General features: G+C 37.7%; 17 protein-coding genes and 1 pseudogene. 7 read left to right on the top strand and 11 right to left on the bottom strand.

Annotated elements, in window-relative coordinates; all coding sequences use genetic code 11:
* The first annotated feature begins 195 nt into the window (after positions 1-195).
* Together rpmI and rplT are read left to right on the top strand one after the other, a co-directional pair.
* Positions 196-387: a 50S ribosomal protein L35 gene (rpmI, locus tag G5B98_RS00390; RefSeq protein WP_054195943.1), complete on the top strand. Its 192-nt coding sequence runs from the start codon at positions 196-198 to the stop codon at positions 385-387.
* 99 nt (positions 388-486) lie between these two features.
* Positions 487-843, top strand: a complete 357-nt coding sequence (rplT, locus tag G5B98_RS00385) for a 50S ribosomal protein L20 (protein ID WP_196086814.1) — start codon at positions 487-489, stop codon at positions 841-843.
* A 409-nt stretch (positions 844-1252) separates the two neighbouring features.
* Here rplT and dapF read toward each other — a convergent pair whose 3' ends face one another.
* Both dapF and coaE read right to left on the bottom strand, forming a co-directional pair.
* Positions 1253-1996 carry a diaminopimelate epimerase gene (gene dapF / locus G5B98_RS00380; protein WP_196086813.1) on the bottom strand — a complete coding sequence of 248 codons (744 nt, stop codon included), beginning with the start codon at positions 1994-1996 and terminating at the stop codon, positions 1253-1255.
* A 47-nt stretch (positions 1997-2043) separates the two neighbouring features.
* Positions 2044-2640: a dephospho-CoA kinase gene (gene coaE, locus G5B98_RS00375; protein WP_196086812.1), complete on the bottom strand. Its 597-nt coding sequence runs from the start codon at positions 2638-2640 to the stop codon at positions 2044-2046.
* 80 nt (positions 2641-2720) lie between these two features.
* Here coaE and purM point away from each other — a divergent pair, with 80 nt between their 5' ends.
* From purM to G5B98_RS00360, 3 genes are read left to right on the top strand one after another with little or no spacing between them, the layout of a single operon-like run.
* Positions 2721-3704 (top strand): phosphoribosylformylglycinamidine cyclo-ligase, encoded by a 984-nt coding sequence (purM, locus tag G5B98_RS00370; RefSeq protein ID WP_196086811.1) that lies wholly within the window; start codon positions 2721-2723, stop codon positions 3702-3704.
* Positions 3704-3961: a hypothetical protein gene (locus G5B98_RS00365; protein ID WP_196086810.1), complete on the top strand. Its 258-nt coding sequence runs from the start codon at positions 3704-3706 to the stop codon at positions 3959-3961. Before purM ends, G5B98_RS00365 begins: the two co-directional genes overlap by 1 nt.
* Before the next feature lies 1 nt (position 3962).
* Positions 3963-4385, top strand: coding sequence for an RDD family protein (locus G5B98_RS00360; protein WP_196086809.1), 423 nt, complete (start codon positions 3963-3965; stop codon positions 4383-4385).
* Between the two features lie 3 nt (positions 4386-4388).
* Here G5B98_RS00360 and G5B98_RS00355 read toward each other — a convergent pair whose 3' ends face one another.
* The 7 genes from G5B98_RS00355 to G5B98_RS00325 all read right to left on the bottom strand — a co-directional run bounded on the left by G5B98_RS00355 (position 4389) and on the right by G5B98_RS00325 (position 10401).
* The gene (locus tag G5B98_RS00355) at positions 4389-5123 is read right to left on the bottom strand and encodes a hydroxymethylpyrimidine/phosphomethylpyrimidine kinase (RefSeq protein WP_196086808.1); all 735 of its coding nucleotides are present in this window, start codon (positions 5121-5123) and stop codon (positions 4389-4391) included.
* A 92-nt stretch (positions 5124-5215) separates the two neighbouring features.
* Complete coding sequence (locus G5B98_RS00350) at positions 5216-5785, bottom strand: hypothetical protein (protein WP_196086807.1); 570 nt, start codon at positions 5783-5785, stop codon at positions 5216-5218.
* A gap of 90 nt (positions 5786-5875) precedes the next feature.
* The gene (locus G5B98_RS00345) at positions 5876-6556 is read right to left on the bottom strand and encodes a response regulator transcription factor (RefSeq protein WP_196086806.1); all 681 of its coding nucleotides are present in this window, start codon (positions 6554-6556) and stop codon (positions 5876-5878) included.
* Between the two features lies 1 nt (position 6557).
* Positions 6558-8207, bottom strand: a complete 1650-nt coding sequence (locus G5B98_RS00340; protein ID WP_196086805.1) for a sensor histidine kinase — start codon at positions 8205-8207, stop codon at positions 6558-6560.
* 46 nt (positions 8208-8253) lie between these two features.
* On the bottom strand, positions 8254-8874 hold the full coding sequence (dsbI, locus tag G5B98_RS00335; protein WP_196086804.1) for a protein-disulfide oxidoreductase DsbI: 621 nt from the start codon (positions 8872-8874) through the stop codon (positions 8254-8256).
* Between the two features lie 8 nt (positions 8875-8882).
* On the bottom strand, positions 8883-9539 hold the full coding sequence (locus G5B98_RS00330; protein WP_196086803.1) for a thiol:disulfide interchange protein DsbA/DsbL: 657 nt from the start codon (positions 9537-9539) through the stop codon (positions 8883-8885).
* 115 nt (positions 9540-9654) lie between these two features.
* Complete coding sequence (locus G5B98_RS00325) at positions 9655-10401, bottom strand: carboxymuconolactone decarboxylase family protein (RefSeq protein WP_196086802.1); 747 nt, start codon at positions 10399-10401, stop codon at positions 9655-9657.
* Positions 10402-10678: 277 nt separating this feature from the next.
* Between G5B98_RS00325 and G5B98_RS00320 the strand changes: the two genes are divergently transcribed.
* Positions 10679-12514, top strand: coding sequence for an aryl-sulfate sulfotransferase (locus G5B98_RS00320; protein WP_196086801.1), 1836 nt, complete (start codon positions 10679-10681; stop codon positions 12512-12514).
* Positions 12515-12724: 210 nt separating this feature from the next.
* Positions 12725-13747 (top strand): annotated as a pseudogene (locus G5B98_RS00315) (ABC transporter substrate-binding protein).
* A gap of 218 nt (positions 13748-13965) precedes the next feature.
* On the opposite strand, the gene G5B98_RS00310 reads toward G5B98_RS00315, so the two are convergent.
* On the bottom strand, positions 13966-16413 hold the full coding sequence (locus G5B98_RS00310) for a retention module-containing protein (RefSeq protein ID WP_196088174.1): 2448 nt from the start codon (positions 16411-16413) through the stop codon (positions 13966-13968).
* A gap of 324 nt (positions 16414-16737) precedes the next feature.
* Entirely contained in the window at positions 16738-19932 is a 3195-nt protein-coding gene (locus G5B98_RS00305; protein WP_196086798.1) for a retention module-containing protein, read from the bottom strand.
* Between the last annotated feature and the right edge of the window lie 59 nt (positions 19933-19991).

Genomic DNA, 19991 nt, shown 5'->3' with positions numbered 1-19991 from the left:
TCCTTTAGTGAAATAAAATTTCTTTATGTGATTATATTTAAATTTTAATAATTTAATTATAAATTTTAAAATTTTTTTAAGTTTAATGTAAATTTATTGCAAATTTTGTCTAAGTGAAATTTAAATTTTCTAAAGGATTTTTCGCTATAATCCAAAACTTACGCAATTGCGTATAAAATTTCAAAAAGGATTAGCATGCCAAAGATGAAAACCGTTCGCGGTGCTGCTAAGCGCTTTAAAGTAGGTAAAAATAAGATAAAAAGAGGCTCTGCTTTTAGAAGCCATATCTTAACAAAAAAACCTAGTAAGCGTATGAGAGACCTTCGTGGGCCACACTATGTGGATAGCACAAACGTCTCAGCCGTTCGCAAAATGCTCGGCGTATAAGCAGCGTAGATTTAAGTTTTTGACAAAAAAGTCATTCAAACTCCCCCAAATTTAGGGGCAAGACTCACTTCGTGAGCGCCAATTTGTAAAAGGATAAATATGGCAAGAGTAAAAACGGGCGTAGTTAGAAGAAGACGCCATAAGAAAGTTTTAAATCTAGCACGTGGCTTTTTCAGTGCTAGACACAAACACTTTAGAAAAGCTAAAGAGCAACTAGAGAGAAGTTTAGTTTATGCATACCGCGATAGACGCCAGAAAAAACGTGATTTCAGACGTTTATGGATCGTTCGTATCAACGCAGCTTGCAGATTAAACGACATTAGCTATTCAAGATTTATTAACGGCTTAAACAAAGCTAATATAGAACTTGATAGAAAAATTTTAGCTGATCTAGCTATGAATGACGCGAAGGCATTTGCGGCACTTGCAAAACAAGCAAAAAATGCTTTAAAATAACACATTTTCTCCGCTTCGGCGGAGATCTTCTTTTTTATACACTTTAAAATTTAATAACAAAAAATCTATAAAACTCTTTGTTTTAATTTACTACCCGCGACTTCTACAAACTACTAGCCAAATTTAACTACCAGCGGCCAAATAGCTAAATTTTAATACTCATATCAAAACAGTGTTTCACCGCTCCATTAAATAAAATTTCGGCGGAGATTTTTTACACCCCACTAAATTTCATATAAATTAATTCTTGAGATATTTAAGTAGCTAAACTCTTAAATGGTTTGTATTTAAATTTTAATCAGTACCGCTGTAAATTTAGTTCGGCTGTTGAGCGCAAATTTAGCGATATAAATTTAAAAATTTGCTTGCTCTGACTAACTCAAAGCAAGCACAAAACTCGCTCTAAAAGCTAAATTTCAATACTCGTGTCAAAGCAGTGTTTCACCGCTCCGCTAAATAAAATTTTGCCGCTTTCTAGTCTAAGGCCAAGCTCCTCGCCGCTTTTTGGATAGACTTTTAAGCATTGCGCTGCGTTTAAATTTAAAGTAGCTCCGTAAAAGCAAGCCGCCATGCCAGTGCCACAAGCTAGCGTCTCGTACTCCACGCCCCTTTCGTAGGTTCTCACCTTTAAAACTTCGCCCTCAAATTTGGCTAAATTTACATTTGCATTGTACTTTTGACGAAGTGCCCTACACTCTTTGACGTCAAATTCATCTAAGTCTTGCGTGAAATTTACAAGATGAGGCACGCCTGTGTCGTAAAAATACCAAGTTTTGCCGTTTTCATTTAGCGGTTCACTTAAAATTTTTGGACTTGTTAGTACGACCTCAATGCACTCACCTTTCACGCTTGCCATCACTTCGCCGCTACCAGTTAGCAAGACAAATTCGCTTGAACTAACAAGGCCGTTTAGATGGGCATATCTAGCAGCAGCACGAGAGCCGTTGCCACACATCGCAGCGTAGCTTCCGTCGCTGTTGTAAAACTCCCATTTCACACCCTTTTCGTAAGGCAAAAGTACTATTAGCCCGTCAGCTCCCACACCGTTCGTTCTGCTGCAAATTTGCCTTGCTAGCTTACTTCTATCTTTGCTCAAAAATGTATGAAATATGACAAAATCATTGCCGCTAGCGTTGTACTTTGAAACTTGCATTATTTTTCCTTTAAAATTGCTCTATTTTTTGCCAAATTTATATAAGCTCAGCCATAAATTTGCCTTAGAAATTTCTCTAGTTCTTGCTCCAAATTTTCTTTATCGCCACTATTATCTATTATAAAATTTGCTTTTTTTCGCTTTTGCTCAATATCCATCTGAAGCTCTACTCTAGCTTTTGCATCCTCTAAACTTATACCATTTCTGCTCATTAGGCGGCTTAGCAAAAGCTCTTTTGGTGCGTAGATCAAGGCTACATTTTTAAACTCAGCGTAGCGATCCTCTTTTTCAAAAAACAAAGGGATATCTACAAAATAAACCTGCCCCAAGCACTCAAGCTTTGTAGCGCAAGATAAAATTTCTTCCTTTATCTTTGGATGCAAAATTTGCTCTAAAATTTTTAATTTTTTTGGATCATTAAAAACAATGGCACCTAGTTTTTTGCGCTCTATCTTGCCAGTCTCATCTAAAATTTGCTTGCCAAAAAATTCCACTATCTCACATTTACAAATTTCAAGCTGTTCATGAGCGATCACGTCCGCATCAATCACGCTAAAGTCTCGTTCTTTTAGCAAATTTATAGCCATACTTTTACCGCTAGCAATAGAGCCTGTAATGACATAAGCGTTTGGGAATTTTTGCAAACTCGCTCCATTTTTGAAAATTGATGACAATTTTAGCAACTTTTGGCTAAAGTTTTAAAAAATTACAAAAAAGGGCAAAGATGATAAGCTATAAAGATGCTGGAGTGGATATAGATGCTGGAAATAGCTTTGTTGAGGCGATAAAGCCTTTCGTAAAATCTACACAAACACCAAACGTTATAGGCGGCATTGGGTCATTTTCAGGAGCGGTCAGACTACCAAGCGGATATAAAAATCCTGCTATTTTGGGGGCGACTGATGGTGTCGGCACAAAGCTTCGCCTAGCTATCGATGCTAAGAAATTTGATGGCGTGGGCGAGGATCTAGTCGCAATGTGCGTAAATGACCTCATCTGTAACTTCGCTACACCACTCTTTTTCCTCGACTACTACGCAACAGCAAAGCTCGAGATAGAGAGCGCCAAAGAGGTGGTAAAAAGCATCGCAAATGGCTGCAAAAAGGCGCAATGCGCACTTATCGGCGGCGAGACAGCGGAGATGCCATCGATGTATGAAAAAGGCGACTTCGATCTTGCTGGATTCGCCGTTGGTATCGCTGAGGCTGATGAGATCGATAGGAGCAAATTTGTAAAATCTGGTGATGTTTTAGTCGCGCTTCCTAGCAGTGGCCTGCACTCAAATGGCTTTTCTCTTGCAAGAAAAGTTGTTAGCGAGCTTGGACTAAAATTTGATGAAAAAGTGGACAAGCGCAAACTCATCGATGTGCTTCTTGAACCAACAAGAATTTATGTGAGCGACTTTTTAAGTTTAAAAGATAAGATCACAGCAATGGCTCACATCACCGGTGGTGGCATAGTTGAAAACTTGCCTCGCGTCTTCCCTGCTGGACTTGGTGCAAAAGTACAAAAAAGCACTATAAAAACGCCTGAAATTTTTAAAATCATCGCTCAAAAAGTAGAAGAAAGCGAGATGATGAGAACCTTTAACATGGGCGTTGGCATGATATTAGTTGTGCCTAAAGAAAATGTCAATGCTGTCCTAGCTAGCAGCGATGGCTACGTGATAGGCGAAGTAGTAAATGGCAAAGGTGTAGAGCTAGTTTAATGCAAGAAAATAGTAAAAAATGCTTGCTAAGGACCGAAAATAAAAGCTTTTTTGATCTTAGTATTTATGAATATATAGGCTGTATTGGCGTGCTAGAAAGCGATATCAAAAAACTTAATCTCTATAATCACTGGTGCAAAGTCTCACGTGCCTCTACTATGCTTTGCGTTAGACATGATAGCGGCGAGAGTGACAACCTAGTCTATCTATACGACTGGGAGAAATTTAACCATATCTACATAAATACAGGAAATTGACTTGGCAAAGCAAAAGGCAAAAATCGCACCTATTTGGGCTAGAGCAAAGGCCTTTATCATCGATCTTTTTATCATCGGTATGCCGATATTTTATGCGACAACATATCTTGTGCTTGATGGCAAAGAGGCATTTTTGCATAACCAAATTGCCATTTTTGGTGCAAATAGCCTGATCTCGCTTATAATGTGCCTTTTTTTTAGCATAAAAGCACAAACTCCAGGCTACAAAGCACAAGAAATTTATCTAATAAACCTAAAAACCGGTAGAAAACTAAGCTTTTTTCACACCATCTTGCGCCAAATTTGCTTTGCCTTTGCTGGCTTTAGCATACTTGGACTTTGCCTTTGTTTCTTTAGAAAAGATAAACTAAATCTGCACGACATCATCACTCACTCAGCTGCCGTGCAAAGATCAGAGGAATAAATTTTACTTCGCTCCATGCCAAAGTAAGCGATTTTTGCCAAGCCTTGTATCAATGCTCTCTTTTATGATAGAGCAAATATACTCTTTTGAAAGTTGTATAGACTCCTCTAAGCTCTTGCCCTTTGCTAAAAAGCAAGCAAGTGCAGTTGAGAAGCTACAACCAGTTCCACTCATTACAAGCGGATTAACAAGTGGGGTTTTAAAATTTCTTAGCGAACCATCTTTTTTATAAAGTGTGTCTATACTGCTATCTTTGCTGATATGTTTCTTTACGATAACATCACAAGGCAAATCTTTATAATTATCGCCAAAAAGCACATTTGCCTCATCTAAATTTGGAGTAGTTACTGTAGCTAAGCTCATTAGCTCTTTTAGTTTTGCCACCGCACTATCTTTTATAAGCTTGTGTCCGCTTTTTGAGACGCAAACTGGATCAAGCACTACTTTAGTGTTTTGAGTTAGTAAAAACTCACGCACCACTTCCATAATCTCTTCGCTAAATAACATACCTATCTTAATCGCATCAAAGCTAAATTCTTCCGCAAGCGTATTTAGCTGATCTTTGACAAAACTAGGCTCTAAGCAAACCACGCTTTTTACGGCATCCGTAGTCTCAGCGACCAAAGAAGTTACCGCTGTTGCACTATAACAATTAAGCCTAGCACATGTTTTTATATCTGCTTGAAGCCCAGCTGTGCCACTATTACAAGAGCCTGCGATGATTAGAATTTTTTTCATCGTTTTCCTTTGAAATTTTTGGCTTATTATAGAGGATATTAGATAAATTTGAGTTTTTTAAAACAGAAGAAATTTGAGCAAAAAGCTCAAATTTATGAAAGTTTATTTAAGTCGTTATCGATATCTATATATATCGTAGTTGCGTTAAGATTTGTATGCTCAAAACTAGGATCTACTTGTTTGTCGCTCTCTTTATGTTCGTTTATTTTAGCTAAAAGATCATCTTCTCTTAATCCATGCTCATTTGCTAAATTTGGATCTATTTCATTAAAACTAATATTTACGCTTGTATTATCACTTATCTCTTCTTGCTCTAAATTGGTTGCGCTAAGAATATCATCTACTTTTTCATTTATATGATCTAAAATCGATACATAATCATTGCCAAGAAGTGCTTTAAACAATGCGTCAGTATCTATGCTAGACTCACCAATATCATCACTTACTACGCTACTATCTAGCCAAAGAGTATCGTATCCGTTTATTGATATATCTTGTCCATCATTCGCAGTGATTGTAATACTTGAGCTTTCGCTCTCGCCCTTTATAGCCTCTCCGATATATACTTTATCATTTACGTCTAAAACTCTTACATGATCATTTTGGTCTATCGCTATAACATCAGATGAAACACTTTTAACTATACCAGCTACTGCTGCCATCTTTATTCCTTATTTTTATTTGTCGGTATTTTAGTATATTTAATTACTTTTGTATATTGTACTATGGTACAAGGTGGCGATAATTCCAAATCATTCAGATTTTGTGATTAAAATATATCCGCTTTCGCTGATATTTTTAAATTTCACGCCAAGCTCACGCTTTAGACGAAGTATCACATTTTGGATAGCCGCCTTGCTAACATCGCTCTCATAGACAAATTCTTCTATCATCTCATAAGTAACTAGCTTATTTAGATTATAAGCAAAGAGCCAAAATATCTTATTTTGCAAAAAGCTAAGATAAATTTCAATGCCATTTTTATAAATTTTCTCTCTTTTTAAATTTATACTCACCTCATCGCTTAAATAAACCAGCTTTTCATCTCGTTCAAAACTTAAACTAATAAGCATTGATCTAAGATCTTTCATATCAATAGGCTTTTTTAAAAAAAGCATCGCCCCTTCCTCCATGCTTTTTATCAAATTTTCATCGCTATCATAAGAGGTAAAGACGATAAATTTTTGGTGCGGCTTTGTACGTTTCATCTCATTCATCATCTCAAAGCCATTAAGCACTGGCATGTGAATATCGCTCATCACGATATCAAAGCCTTGCTTTTTAAATTTCTCCACGCCATCTTGTCCATTGCAAGCACCAATTACCTGCTCGCAATAAGGCTTAAGCCCGCTAACAATAAGCTCTCTTGCCATATCGTCATCTTCGACTACCAAGACGGACGTCTTTTTTAAAATTTCTAAGACTTCTTGCATTTTAGTCCTTTAAATTTATATCAAAACTTAGCTCAAATACCGTTGGCTTTGCGTTATTTACGAGTCTTACGTCACCATTTAGCTTTTCTTGCGCTAGCTTTTTAGCGAAATAAAGCCCTATGCCATTTCCTTGCTTTTTGGTGGTATTTAGCCAAGTAAAAATTTTCTCGCTCATTTGCTCGCTTACGCCATTTCCATTGTCATAAACTCCGATGTAGCACTTATCTTCAAAGCTTCTAAATTTTATATCGATGATACGTTTTAGTGGCTCATCTTTGTAGCTTTCGACAAGTGAGTCTTTTGCGTTGTGTATTAGGATTAGTAAAATTTGTTGGATTATATTTTCTATCTGACGGACTTTTTGTTCATTAAAGCCGCTAAATTTTACACTAACATTTGCCCTACTAAGCTCTGTGTGCATGAGAGTTATTAGATTTTTAATGCTTGTTTGTATCTCAAATTCGCTCACATTTTCAGCGCTTTTGTAAAAATTTCTAAAAATTTCAATAGTACTTGAAAGAAGTTTGACTGAGCTTTGCCCTTTTTCAAGTAAATTTATTAGCTCCTCATCGCTTAATTTACCTTCTTTTTTTAACATTATGCACGAGCTTAGCATTAGTTTTAGCGAATTTACAGGTTGAATGAATTGATGATTGATGCCACTTATTAGCTCGCCAGCCTCACTCATTTTGGCTCTATGAGTTAGCAATGTCTCATACTCATCTTGTATCTTTTTTATCTTGTTATACATAAAATTATGAAGAATATTTGCCAAAAATGTGAGCGCAACGAAGGCAAAGAGCAAGCTTAGAGCATTTTTTAAAGCTTCTTTTGTTAAAGCTGAAATTTCCTCTTCATTATTTGTGCCAGCTCCTATAAACCAATTTATCGTTGGTATCTCAGCTACTTGGATTAAATTTTGTCCTATTTTTAAGCTTGTAATGTCTTCATCTTTTAAAAACAACTCTTTAAATTTTTCCTCGATCTCTTTTTTTAAAGCAAGATCAGGTATCGATGTTAAAATTTCACCGCTATGAGTCACTAAAAATGAGTAAGAATTTGGCGCAAGGCTAAAATTTTTAATGCTATTAAAGATATTTTCTATACGCACGACGCCACAAAGTGCTGCTTTAAATTTCGCTTGTTTTGTGACTGGAACGCATAAATTTAGAGTTGAGCCTTTTAAAATTTTATGTTTTTGCATGAAATTTACGCTTGGGGCATTTGTATTTTTTGTCTCAACATACCAGATAAGCCCTGCTCTTTCGCTCTTTGGCATAACTTCTTCTAAAATTTTCTCTCCATCTACAAAAATTTCTCCATCATCCCTTAAAAGCTGCATTAGATCAAATTCTTTTGCGTTTTGCTTAAAGAGCTTTATAAAGCCGGCTATCTTTTCATCGTCATCTACGATGTCTGCATTTTGTATAAATTTTGACGCACGAATGAGTGAATTTATACGCTCATCAAGCCAAATTTGAAAGTTATTTACGATATTTTTGCTAACTGCTATGTTATTTTTATCAGATAGCTCTATGATTTTCTCTTTTGCATTGCTATAAATATTTAGCCCAAGAAGTATTACAAAAAGGCTAGCAAGCAAGATGATGGCGTAGATTTTAATATTTTGTGATTTTAAATTAATACCCATGCGTGCAGTATATCCTAAGTTAGCCCAAATTTGGGCTAACTAAATTTCATTTTAAAAAGGATAAAAGCTTTGAAACGAGCATAAGCGCAAGCACTACAAAACAAACACCAAATCCAAGCAGCGTGCAATCAGCCATCGACATAAATTTAGATGATGGCACAAGATACCAGCCGTCCGCATAAAGATCAACTATGCTCTTTTGCAAATCGCTTAGCATCACGCCATCAGGCACCATAGGGCTATCATATCCGCAGTCGCCTGTTGGCATAAACCAGTCAGGCGCCCACTTTTCAAGCGGCAAACCAAATGGATAGTGTGGCTCAGTAGAGCAGCCCTGCACGCCAAAAGGATCATCGCCATGCACCGCATCGTGGATTTTAGCTAGCTTTACGCTATACATTATGCCCTGCACCGCTCCCCAAAAGGCAAAGACGTAGCCAATTAGAGCAAATAGTAAATTTTTAGGATTTATCATAGCGATCACGCCGCCAAGTGCCATACATAAAAATGCAAAACGTATATAGACGCACTGCTCGCAAGGAGGCATATAGGCGTAGTTTTGAAAGAGCGAGTGCGCGATAACGACAAGTGCAACGCTTACAAAGACTAGCACCGCCCAAGAGATGCGTGAGTCTTGAAATTTAGCCATTTTTTTAAAAAAGCTCATGTGACGCCTTATTTTTTAAGAAGCTCTTCGATGAGTGCTGCCATACCGTCAAGTGAGCTAATTGATTTTGTCATGATGAGGTATTTGCCATTTACGACAAATGCTGGCACGCCTTGAATTTTGGCCACGTCATAGCTCTCGTCCCACTTTTTAAGCAGCTCGGTCACTTTTGGATTAGCTAGCTCTTTTTCGTAGTCTACTTTACTAACGCCAGCAGCATCAAGTCCAGTCTTTAAAAAGCCCTCAGCGTCTTTACCATCGCTCCAGCGCTCTTTTTTGTCGTGATAAGCCTTGTAGTAGGCAAATTTAGCCTTTTTAAATAGCGAATTTTCATCAAATAAGCTGACACCTTTTGCCTCGTCCATAACGATAAGCACGGCAAAAACCTTGCTCGCAACCTCGCCATAATCGCCCTTTGTCTTTAGATGAAATGGCTCGTATTTTAGTCCAGGAATTTTCTCAACTACCTTTGGAGTGACGCTCTTGTCGTATTTGTAGCAAAATGGGCAAGCATAGCTAAAAATTTTAACTAGCGTATTTTGTCCCGCGCTTAGTTGCTTTTCAAGCTTGACGTAGTCCTCTCCCTCGCTAAACGCACTAGCACTAATCGCTCCAGCAACTGCAACAGCAAAGATAGCCTTGCTAAATTTAGATAGAAAACTCATGATAATCTCCTTTAGATGATTTATTTTGAGCTATTCTACAACCAAGCTCAACCGCAAATTTAACGCTAGAATAAATTTTGGCTGAAATTTATAAGATATTGTATTGATTAAAAATTTAATTTTTACTAGAACTTATCTCATTTATTGCTGATAATGCATTTAAAGCACTCGGATAGCCTATAAATGGTATAAGAGTTGTAACAACACTTATTAGCTTAGCTCTATCGTTGCCGATGCCAAAATTTGCAGCAATGTGCCCTAAAAGCTGTGGCTTTGCAAAGCCAAGAGTCGTGATATAGACAAATGTCAAAAGCTCCCTAAGCTCTAAACTAAGCCCATCTCTTGCATAAAAATCGCCAAAGCAGTTTTGCGATAAAAATTCCATTATATGTTTTTGATCATTTGGCATTGATGCGATAAATTTATCAACCGCTGGGAAGAGTTTTCTTTGTATCTCAAGGCCTCTTTCGCCTCTGCCCTCTCTTGATTTTTTAGGCATATTTTCAGGCTCTATATAGCGCTCATTAAAAATTTCATCAGCTAAAAATATATAATCTTCTACCTTGCCAAGCCCAGCATAAGGCACTGCTTGATATAAAATTTCTCTTATCTCTTTTGCTGATATGCCTACATTTAAAGCAGCCCTAACGAAGCTTTTAAATGAGCTTTTTGCACCTTTGCTCACGCAAAGAGAGGCGATGATAACCGAAAGTCTTGTTTTTTCATCAATATTTATCACTTCACTAATATCGCCTAAAAAATTTAAATAATCCTCTAAAAAGCTAGCATTGCTCTCTTCAAGCTCACTTTTTGAACCAAACCAAATTTCATAAATTTTCTTTGCATTGTAAGTTAGTGTCATAAGTTTTACTCCATTATTTGGGGCTGATTATAAGTGCTAAAGCGTAAATGCTAGCTTAAGGTCCAAAAAGGCAAAAATTTTTAATATAAATTTAGATTTTAAGCCATTATAAAGTTTATCGTGATTTTTATGTTATAAGGTTTTATTACAATTACGAAGGACGCAATATTTTTTATTACTCCTTTTACCTATTTTAAGCCTTGGGCGTTCCAAGGCTTTTTCTAAATTTTATAAGCTTTATGAGTAGAGTTTATAAAATTTATCCAAAGGAGATGTTATGAAAAAGACTTTGAGTTGTGTTGCGCTAGCTTCTATACTTTGCTCAAGCGCTTTTGCGATAGGCGGCCCAAGCGGGGCTAAACTAGACTATGCTATCACTGGGCAAATAGGCGAAGTAGTGGTAAATCCATATGACACTGCCCCACTTACAGCAGTCATCAAAAATGGCGGCTACACACTAAGCAATGCCAAAGTAACCATCGTGCCAAAGCAAGGCGGTCAGGTGATAAGCTACAAAGTAGCTGATAAGCATCTTCGCACACATGGCGGCATCCCAGTTTTTGGCATGTATCCTGACTATCAAAATACCGTTGAGGTCGAGTACGACAAGAGCTACAAAGGTAAGACCGAGCATATAAAAGAGAGCTATAAAATTTACGCCCCAGCTATCTATCTAGAAAGCTCAGGTACACCAAATCAAAAGGGCGCACTATTTGACAAGATCGAGGTTACTAAGCCAGCAAGTGCTAAATTTGCTAACCGCCTCTACTATGTAAATAACTTCGTAAATAAAACTGGCAAGGGCACAAAAGTCGTTTGGAACAACCCAGCTGGCGGTGCGATCGAGTGGAACTACAGCCCAAATAACTTCATCCTTGATACAAAAGGCGAGATTAGATGGTACCTTGAGCCAAGCAAAATTTACGATCTTAAACAGCCATTTCACGCTGGTGTAATGATGGGCTTTAAGCAAAATGATGACGGCGCTATGACTTGGGGATACGGCCAAAGATACGCAAAATACGACATCATGGGTAGAGAAATTTTTAACCGCGAGCTACCAGCTAGCTACAACGACTTCTCTCACTCAATGGACGTAGCACAAAACGGACACTACTTCTTGCGCGTGGCAAATGCTGATTATAAAAGAGCTGATGGCAAAAACGTAAGAACAGTGCGCGATGTGATCGTTGAGCTTGACCGCGATGGCAACGTAGTTGATGACTTTAGACTATATGAAATTCTTGATCCTTACCGCGATATCGTGCTAAAAACGCTTGATCAAGGCGCAGTTTGCTTAAACATAGACGCTAAAAAAGCAGGTCACACTGCAAGCTCTGATGAGCTTCAGTCTATGGATACGCACGATAAATGGGGCGATATCGTAGGAGCAGGTCCTGGACGCAACTGGGCACACGTAAATAGCGTGGATTACGATCCAAGCGATGATAGTATCATCATCTCAAGCCGCCACCAAGACGCAGTTATCAAGATCGGCCGTGACAAACAAGTAAAATGGATCATGGGCGCTCACAAGGGTTGGAGCGATAAATTTAAAGATAAACTCCTCCAGCCAGTTGATAGCAAAGGCAACAAAATAGTCTGCGAAGATGAATACTCAAAATGCCCAGGATACGAGAGCGACAAAGGTGGCTTTGACTGGCAATGGACGCAGCACACAGCATTTAGGATAGATAGCAAGTCTAAAAAAGGCGAAATTTATCTAAGCGTCTTTGATAACGGCGACACAAGGGGCATGGAGCAACCAGCCATCGCTGGCATGAAGTATTCTCGCGCAGTCGTTTATAAGATAGATGAAAAGAAAAAGACAGTTGAGCAAATTTGGGAGTACGGCAAAGAGCGTGGCAAAGAGTGGTATAGCTCGGTTACTAGCCTTACGCAGTATCAAGATGACCTTGATAGCGTGATGGTCTATTCAGCCGTTGCTGGTATGCAGTTTGACATCGCAAAAGGTCGCCCAGTAGGACTTCCTAGCCCACACATAGATGAGTTTGAGTGGGGCGCAAAAGAGCCTAGCATCGAGATAAAGATGACAAATGCTATGGGCTATCAAGCATTTCCATTTAGCTTGCAAAAAGCTTTTGAGAAATAATCTCTCTTTTCTCCCCTTTTTGCCCAGTGCAAAAAGGGGAGCCCTTGCTATAAATTTAATCTATCGATAATAGATAGAAATTCACATTCACTCATAAATTTTAAAGCTCTAAATTAGAAATTTATATTGTAAAGATATTGTTTATTAAGGCAATAACATATAGTATTAGTACTTATATATAAAAATATATATTTAATATAATGAGAAAAAATGAAAAAATTTTTCATGGCTTTAGTGGTGCTGTTTGCGAGCCTCTTGCTTAATGCAGCTGAGTTTAGAGACGTCAAGGACATCACTGGCGACGTCGTAAAGGTTCCCGCAAAAGTAGAAAAAATCGCCACGCTTTGGTATGCGAATAATCAAATCATATTAATGCTAGGCGGCGCGAATAAGATAGTAGCGACTACCGATCTAATCAAAAACAACAAATGGTTTGCGCACGTTTATCCTAGAATTTCAAGCATTCCAAACGGCGTAAACGGCAAAGACTTATAGGTAGAAGAGCTAGTTAAGCTAAGCCCGGACGTCGTTATAGCCGCCGATAAAAAGAACAAAGAAGAACTAACTAAAAACGGCTTTACCGTACTTTATCCGTCATTTACGAATCATGCGGATATGAAAAAGAGCGTATCTATAATGGCTGAGGTCATAGGAGGCGACGCGCCGAAGATCGCGGAGAAATTTAACAAATATTTTGACGGCAACCTTAAAAAAGCACTAAGTAAAACGGATAATATTGCCACGTCAGATAGACCAAAAGTGCTTCACATAGCAGACGGCAAGAATTTATTTAAGGTTGACGTCGCAAATACGATCATAGACGAGTGGATAAGAGTCGCAGGCGGAGTAAATGCAGTACAAAAAGCTGGAAATATGCTTGAACTAAACGCAGAAGAGATCCCAAATATAAATCCAGATGTGATCATCATAGGCAGAGCTAAAGCTCCAGAAATTTTAAAAAAGATATATGAAAATCCTATCTACGCAGATACTAACGCTGTAAAAAATAAAAGAGTTTACGTAAATCCAACTGGCGTTTTTAGCTGGGATAGATATGGAGCCGAGGGGGCTTTGCAAATTTTATGGGCGGCTAAGATATTACACCCTGAAATTTTTAAAGATATAGATATAGCAGCTGAAACGAAGAAATTTTATAAAGAATTTTTACACTATGAGCTAAGCGATGATGAAGTAAATTACATCTTAAACAGTTTAGATCCAACTGGAAAATAATTTATCCTTATGGCGGTAAATTTATCTACATTTACCGCCAAATTTTAATCCATTTTAAGCCTTTGTTTATCATCCAGACTTACTGATTAAATAACTAAAATTTGTAGATTTGATGCTAGTTAAAAATATAAACAATTATAAAAATTTAATAATAGAAAAGAGATACCCCAATGGATAAACCTTGGGGTATTTAATCTTTTTGTTAATAAAGCGTAAGCTTAGAACGTTATATTCGTTATATCGTTTTTAATTTCTATCGTAACGGTTCCGTCAGTACTAGTGTATTCCGTATAGTCCGAATCTACGGGCCTAGCGGAGCTTTGGTTAAAGCCGCTTAAATTTAACCTATCGTTACCATCACCATCTATTCTTAGCTTGTTGTTATTGTCAGTCATATCTAAAACATCTTTAGCTGATAGTGTTACAACATTGGTATCGGCTAGAGTTTTATTAACGTCTGTTATATCTAGTCTTTCGATATTTTTAACATGACTAAAATCTATGCTATTGTCAGCAACTTTTAATGTATCATATCCGGCTCCACCATCAATCTTAGATGTATCTTGGATGTTAGCGTTTTTACCGATAGATATAAAATCGTCCCCGTCTCTAGTATCAATAATAGAATTACTAATTTTGGTACCGCTAATCGTTACATTATCGGAATGCTCGGATGTATAAAATTTAGAACTCTTAATGACTCCGCCCGTAATATTCATATTGATAATATCCTCTTTAGAAGAGTAAGTCTCGTTTGTTATTGGATCCGGGGCATTGAAATAAAAATTATTGATTTCACCGCCTTTAATATTAAGGGTTTTTGTATCTACTCTATCATCATGCAATTCACTATAAAATGCACTTCCTCCGACTACAAGTGAACCCGCCTCGATATTGATTACATCATCGCCCTCTCCTAAATTTATATGCGAGCCAAAAATCGCCCCAGATTTAATATTTACGATATCATCTCCACCGCCTCCCATAATAGAATTTCTGGTAACTACGTAAGATCCTTTATCAAAATTAAATATAGTGCCGTCTTGACCGTGTTGTCCGTATCCAGTCAAATGAGTATCTTCTACAGTCGAGTTTTTAATCGTAATCTCATTATGACCGTTTTGCATAGCTATTCTAGAATTACCACCTTTAAGTGTGGCACCGTTTATAAAAACCTTATCATCTCCTCCGCCAAGATACATTTGAACATTATCTACTATGCCTCCATCGGTTATATTTATTTTGTCTCCCCCATTTCCTGTATTGATAGTGCTTAAATTACTTGTATCTGTACTTTTTAAGTGCCCTTTGATATTTACAGTACTTCCGCTTGAAGCATAATAATTTACTTGAAAATTATCTGCTGTCGAGCCACTTTCAAAGTTTATCTCCCCACTACCTCTACCGCTTATATTTGCTTTATTTATAGAAGCACCTTTTTTAATGTTTACGATATCTAAATCATTTGCATTACCGGTATTAATAAGACTAGGGGTATTCGTAGTGCCGTATAAATTGCCGTATAAATTTACAACATCGTCATCGTCTCCGGAATTCACTTGAGAACCGTTTTTAATCTCTCCATGTAGGTTAATAATGTCGTTACCCATCTCAGTGTCTATTGTTTTTCCATCTAAGCCCTTAGTAAATGATACTTCATCGTCCGTATCAGTAATAGTGCCAGTATTGCTTGACGAAGCTATTTGAGGATTATCGCTAGTTACGTTTACAGTAGCTTTTCTTTCATAAACGCCTTGAACTGCTCCGTCTATACTACTAAAACGAGAATCATCTCCTACACGTTCTCCTTGATTTTGGATAGAGTTGTCTGTTAGCTGCGCTATTCTAACCTCTATATTTTCTATATCTCTAGGATCATTTACGGTAAGTTTATTACCATACATTGGAACCCAATCACCATCAGCGTTTTTGTATTCAAAGACAAAATTGCCATCTGGAGTTTCTATTTCTTCATAATCTACACCCTTTTCTACACCACTTAGACTAAAAGTATATGTAGTTGGTCTAGTTGCTAAGCTATTTATGCCATTTGTAGCTAGATCCCCTAGAGAGAATTTATACTCTAGACTTTCCCAATAATACCCCTCTGTTACATTTGTTGAACCTAGAGCTGTAATTGTAGCAATAGGAGGTATAACAGGAGTTGCCACAGCCCCAGCCCCAACAGCATTTCCACCACTTACACCAAAGCTATTATCTCCACCTGCTGCTAGAGATAAAGCATCTATGCTTCCTACATTAGCATTTATGTTACTAATGTGGCCTCCTTCTGCAAAGCTAGTAGAAGATAAGCTTACGCCATCTCCACCATTACCACCTGCTTGTGGACCACCTGCAGCAGTTTCTTCTAGAGCATTAAGATCTGTTCCTTTTAAGATGGCTTGTTGTAAAGCTGAGATATCAGCTACTGTTTCGTTATTGTTAGAGTCTTGATCTAGAGTTAGAGTATCTTTACCTATTAAAGTTATATCTTTACCATCAGTTTGAGTTATTGTTACTTTAGAGTTAGAACCCTCTGTAACTATCTTTTCACCTTGGTATACAATATCTCCTACACTTAATTGTCTTACCTCTCCTGTTAAGTCATTAAGTGCTCTTGCTATTCCTCCGTTTACGCTTTTAACTACTCCGGCTTCTTTAGCCATCATGTTCTCCTTATTGTTATATTATTTGAAATTCTGAATGAATTATATAAATTTTTAAAAGGGCTTGTCTATTGTACTGGGGTACAGTGTTGAAAAATTTGTGTGATATTGTGAAACAAACAGTAGGGATTTAGAGTTAATTTGTTTTTCTTCAGTTAGGCTAAAATAGGGTCAAATTTGTAGATTAATATTAAATGAAATAAACGCTAAAAATTATAGGTATTGCAAAATTTACAGTTGTTATTTTTGGGTACTAGGTAGTAAAGCAACTAAATACTTTTAGTTGCTTTACATATAAAGGATTTATTTCTTTTATATAATCAACTAAATATCCGGAGTAATAGAATCATTGTCGACTTTAATTATAACCGAATATGTGTTACCGTCGTGATCTAGCTCTGCTTTATACGTTTTATTGCTAGCATCACCGTCATTTGTAATCTCATGCCAACCGTTTTTACTACCACCATTTTCAAGAGTTACTCTATCGTCTGAGCCATACTTAAGCTTTAAAACAGTTTCTATTTCGTCGATGCCATGATTTTTTTCAGGTACATTTAGCACATCTGCGATATTAACTTTAAGTCTAGCATTTGCCACATTTGATATGTCTATTGAGTCGTATACGTGGTTCATAACGCCTGCATGATTTTGACTTAAACCGTGTTCCATTATGCTAGATAGATCTATGTTACTATTTTTCGAACTATCTACAATAATATGCCTTTCTTCCCCTTCATTGGTCATTTTATTTATCACTCTACCGTGTATTTCGTTATCTCCGCTATCTTTTTGGATATGATTTATAACACCCTCTCCTTTAGTGTGTTGGCCCATATCGTCGTAACTTTCCGTACTGAATCTAGATATAGTATCGTCACCGTTACCGTCTTTTATATTTAGGTTATTTATAGTACCTCCACTAAACGCTTTTATGGTATCGGTTCCACCTCCACCGTTTACGTTATCTATCTTAGAGTCCTGATACGTTCCGCTACGCCCACTTCCAACCATGACCTCGTTTTGTCCATTTCCTAAATTTACAGTAACGATCTCGCCTCCGTCGATTGCACTAACAAATTGTTTACCGTTACCACTAAAGTTTATATCACCGGTTATTTTGGCATCATCGCCCATTGCCGAAATTCTATTATTATGGCTTAAATTTAAGTTGGTCGAAATATTACCGCCCGCAACTACTTCTATTTTGGTATCACCGTTAAAATTAAGATTACTATCTACCGTAGTCTCGCTTACTTGAAGCTGACTATTTCCTTCTATATCGTTTATACCGTTTATGCGAGATCCTTTATATAGGTTGAACATATCGTCGCCTTTTCCACCTTCGATTTGACCTCCTACGCTACCGTTATATACGTCTATTCTATCGTCACCTTCTCTAGTATCGACATTACCGTGAACTATAGCGTTTTTAGTTCCGTCATGATATCCTCTTATATCTATAAAATCTCTTCCGTGACCCCCTATAACGTCTCCGTCTATTACCGTATTTTGGCTCAAACTTATTTCTGCGCTTTGGTTTGAGGCGCTATTTGCTACAACGTTTCCGTTTATGCGAGCGTCGCTCGTACCGATCAGGACGTTACCGTCAGCGGTAAGGTTTCCTTTTACGGCAACACTAGTTCCCGGCGTAGGTACCGCTCCGACCATAATTCTATCGTGGTACCTAGAGTGATTGTCTAAGATACCGGGTACTCCGCTATCGGACGATCTGCCCGCATTTATGTTACCGTCTATGTCGGTCATTACGTTTATATAATCATTTCCGTCTCCGCCGTTGATATCGCCTACGACTTTTCCGTAACCGTCTTTGATGCCGGTACCAACAACATCTATCTTATCGTTATCCGCCCCGCCGTCTATATTACCGGTAATATTAGAATTCGTTACGCTTATTGTATCTTGTCCGCTATTTCCGGTAATAGCTTCATGACTTGATAAACCGTCGCTATTAGTAATAGTTTTGCCGTTGATAGTAGAATTATTAACGGTTATATTGTCGTTTCCGGCATCGCCTGAAATATATTCCGTAATAGTAGAATTATTAACGGTAATGTTATCGGCTCCAGAACCTCCGTAAACGGCTTTTACGGTTACGCCGTCTAGCATAAGCGTATCGTCTCCGTCGCTACCGAATACCCTCAAATTCGCCAACGTACTAGCCGGCAATTTTAGAGTAGTTAAATTTGTAGTATAAGTCGTAGAACTATAAGCCTGGTAAGATGAAATTTGGTTACCGTTAGAATCTACCGGAATTATAGACGGCGCAGACATTGGGTTCATAGGGTCGTAAGCCGGATTGTCAATATAATGCGTGCCGATACTTTTCATATAGTTATCTGCATCGGTATAGTTAGTAAAAATTTTTTGAACGCCACCGTGGGATATGACGTGCACGTTTTCATTGGTACTCGTAGTTAGCGTTTCGTTACCTATTTCGCCGTTTCCGACACCGAGTTTTAATCCTGTTTTTATTTTACCGATCGGCATTACGGCTACCGGTTCTCCGGCGGCATTTTTGATTAGTCCCCAACCGCTATCGCCTATTTTTTCTATACTTTCTTCAGGAATCGATGCGGTAGCTTTTTGGAATTGATGCCCGTCTATCTCTATCGTTTTTTGTCCTATCCTAACTTGAGTTCCAAGGGTATCAAATAGTCTCGACAAATTGTTCGTATTCGTTAAATTTGCGCTATTCGAACTATCTACGGGTTCTTTAGCGGATTTTAAATTTGCATACTCGTTAACTAAATTATCTATTTGCTCTGCCGTAAAAGCATTTTGCGTGTCGTTCGGATAAGGTTGTTTAACGTTTTCGAGAGCCGATTTCATTTGCTCTTTCATATCGTTTATCTGCGCTACGCCTTCCGCGCTATCTAGCCATGCATTGTGCATGGCCGTTCCTAAATTTGAAAAGTAGCCGTTAGAAATATCGTCGCTATAGAAAGACGAGGAGAGCTCTATGCCACCAAACAATGTTGGTCCTTCAGTTGTCACATTAGTATTTTTTATACCTAAATCATTTCCACCACTTACACCAAAGCTATTATCTCCACCTGCTGCTAGAGATAAAGCATCTATGCTTCCTACATTAGCATTTATGTTACTAATGTGGCCTCCTTCTGCAAAGCTAGTAGAAGATAAGCTTACGCCATCTCCACCATTACCACCTGCTTGTGGACCACCTGCAGCAGTTTCTTCTAGAGCATTAAGATCTGTTCCTTTTAAGATGGCTTGTTGTAAAGCTGAGATATCAGCTACTGTTTCGTTATTGTTAGAGTCTTGATCTAGAGTTAGAGTATCTTTACCTATTAAAGTTATATCTTTACCATCAGTTTGAGTTATTGTTACTTTAGAGTTAGAACCCTCTGTAACTATCTTTTCACCTTGGTATACAATATCTCCTACACTTAATTGTCTTACCTCTCCTGTTAAGTCATTAAGTGCTCTTGCTATTCCTCCGTTTACGCTTTTAACTACTCCGGCTTCTTTAGCCATCATGTTCTCCTTATTGTTATATTATTTGAAATTCTGAATGAATTATATAAATTTTTAAA

This window comes from Campylobacter concisus (genome assembly GCF_015679985.1).
GTDB lineage: Bacteria > Campylobacterota > Campylobacteria > Campylobacterales > Campylobacteraceae > Campylobacter_A > Campylobacter_A concisus_AC.
This window is presented reverse-complemented; position numbering and strand designations above follow the sequence as displayed.

Bases quoted from the DNA above. Each gene is read 5' to 3' on its own strand.
- G5B98_RS00330 (WP_196086803.1), bottom strand. From the start codon at position 9,539: ATGAGTTTTCTATCTAAATTTAGCAAGGCTATCTTTGCTGTTGCAGTT.
- G5B98_RS00340 (WP_196086805.1), bottom strand. From the start codon at position 8,207: ATGGGTATTAATTTAAAATCACAAAATATTAAAATCTACGCCATCATC.
- G5B98_RS00365 (WP_196086810.1), top strand. From the start codon at position 3,704: ATGCAAGAAAATAGTAAAAAATGCTTGCTAAGGACCGAAAATAAAAGC.
- purM (WP_196086811.1), top strand. From the start codon at position 2,721: ATGATAAGCTATAAAGATGCTGGAGTGGATATAGATGCTGGAAATAGC.
- G5B98_RS00325 (WP_196086802.1), bottom strand. From the start codon at position 10,401: ATGACACTAACTTACAATGCAAAGAAAATTTATGAAATTTGGTTTGGT.
- rpmI (WP_054195943.1), top strand. From the start codon at position 196: ATGCCAAAGATGAAAACCGTTCGCGGTGCTGCTAAGCGCTTTAAAGTA.
- G5B98_RS00310 (WP_196088174.1), bottom strand. From the start codon at position 16,413: ATGGCTAAAGAAGCCGGAGTAGTTAAAAGCGTAAACGGAGGAATAGCA.
- G5B98_RS00350 (WP_196086807.1), bottom strand. From the start codon at position 5,785: ATGGCAGCAGTAGCTGGTATAGTTAAAAGTGTTTCATCTGATGTTATA.
- G5B98_RS00305 (WP_196086798.1), bottom strand. From the start codon at position 19,932: ATGGCTAAAGAAGCCGGAGTAGTTAAAAGCGTAAACGGAGGAATAGCA.
- rplT (WP_196086814.1), top strand. From the start codon at position 487: ATGGCAAGAGTAAAAACGGGCGTAGTTAGAAGAAGACGCCATAAGAAA.
- G5B98_RS00320 (WP_196086801.1), top strand. From the start codon at position 10,679: ATGAAAAAGACTTTGAGTTGTGTTGCGCTAGCTTCTATACTTTGCTCA.
- G5B98_RS00355 (WP_196086808.1), bottom strand. From the start codon at position 5,123: ATGAAAAAAATTCTAATCATCGCAGGCTCTTGTAATAGTGGCACAGCT.
- dsbI (WP_196086804.1), bottom strand. From the start codon at position 8,874: ATGAGCTTTTTTAAAAAAATGGCTAAATTTCAAGACTCACGCATCTCT.
- G5B98_RS00345 (WP_196086806.1), bottom strand. From the start codon at position 6,556: ATGCAAGAAGTCTTAGAAATTTTAAAAAAGACGTCCGTCTTGGTAGTC.
- dapF (WP_196086813.1), bottom strand. From the start codon at position 1,996: ATGCAAGTTTCAAAGTACAACGCTAGCGGCAATGATTTTGTCATATTT.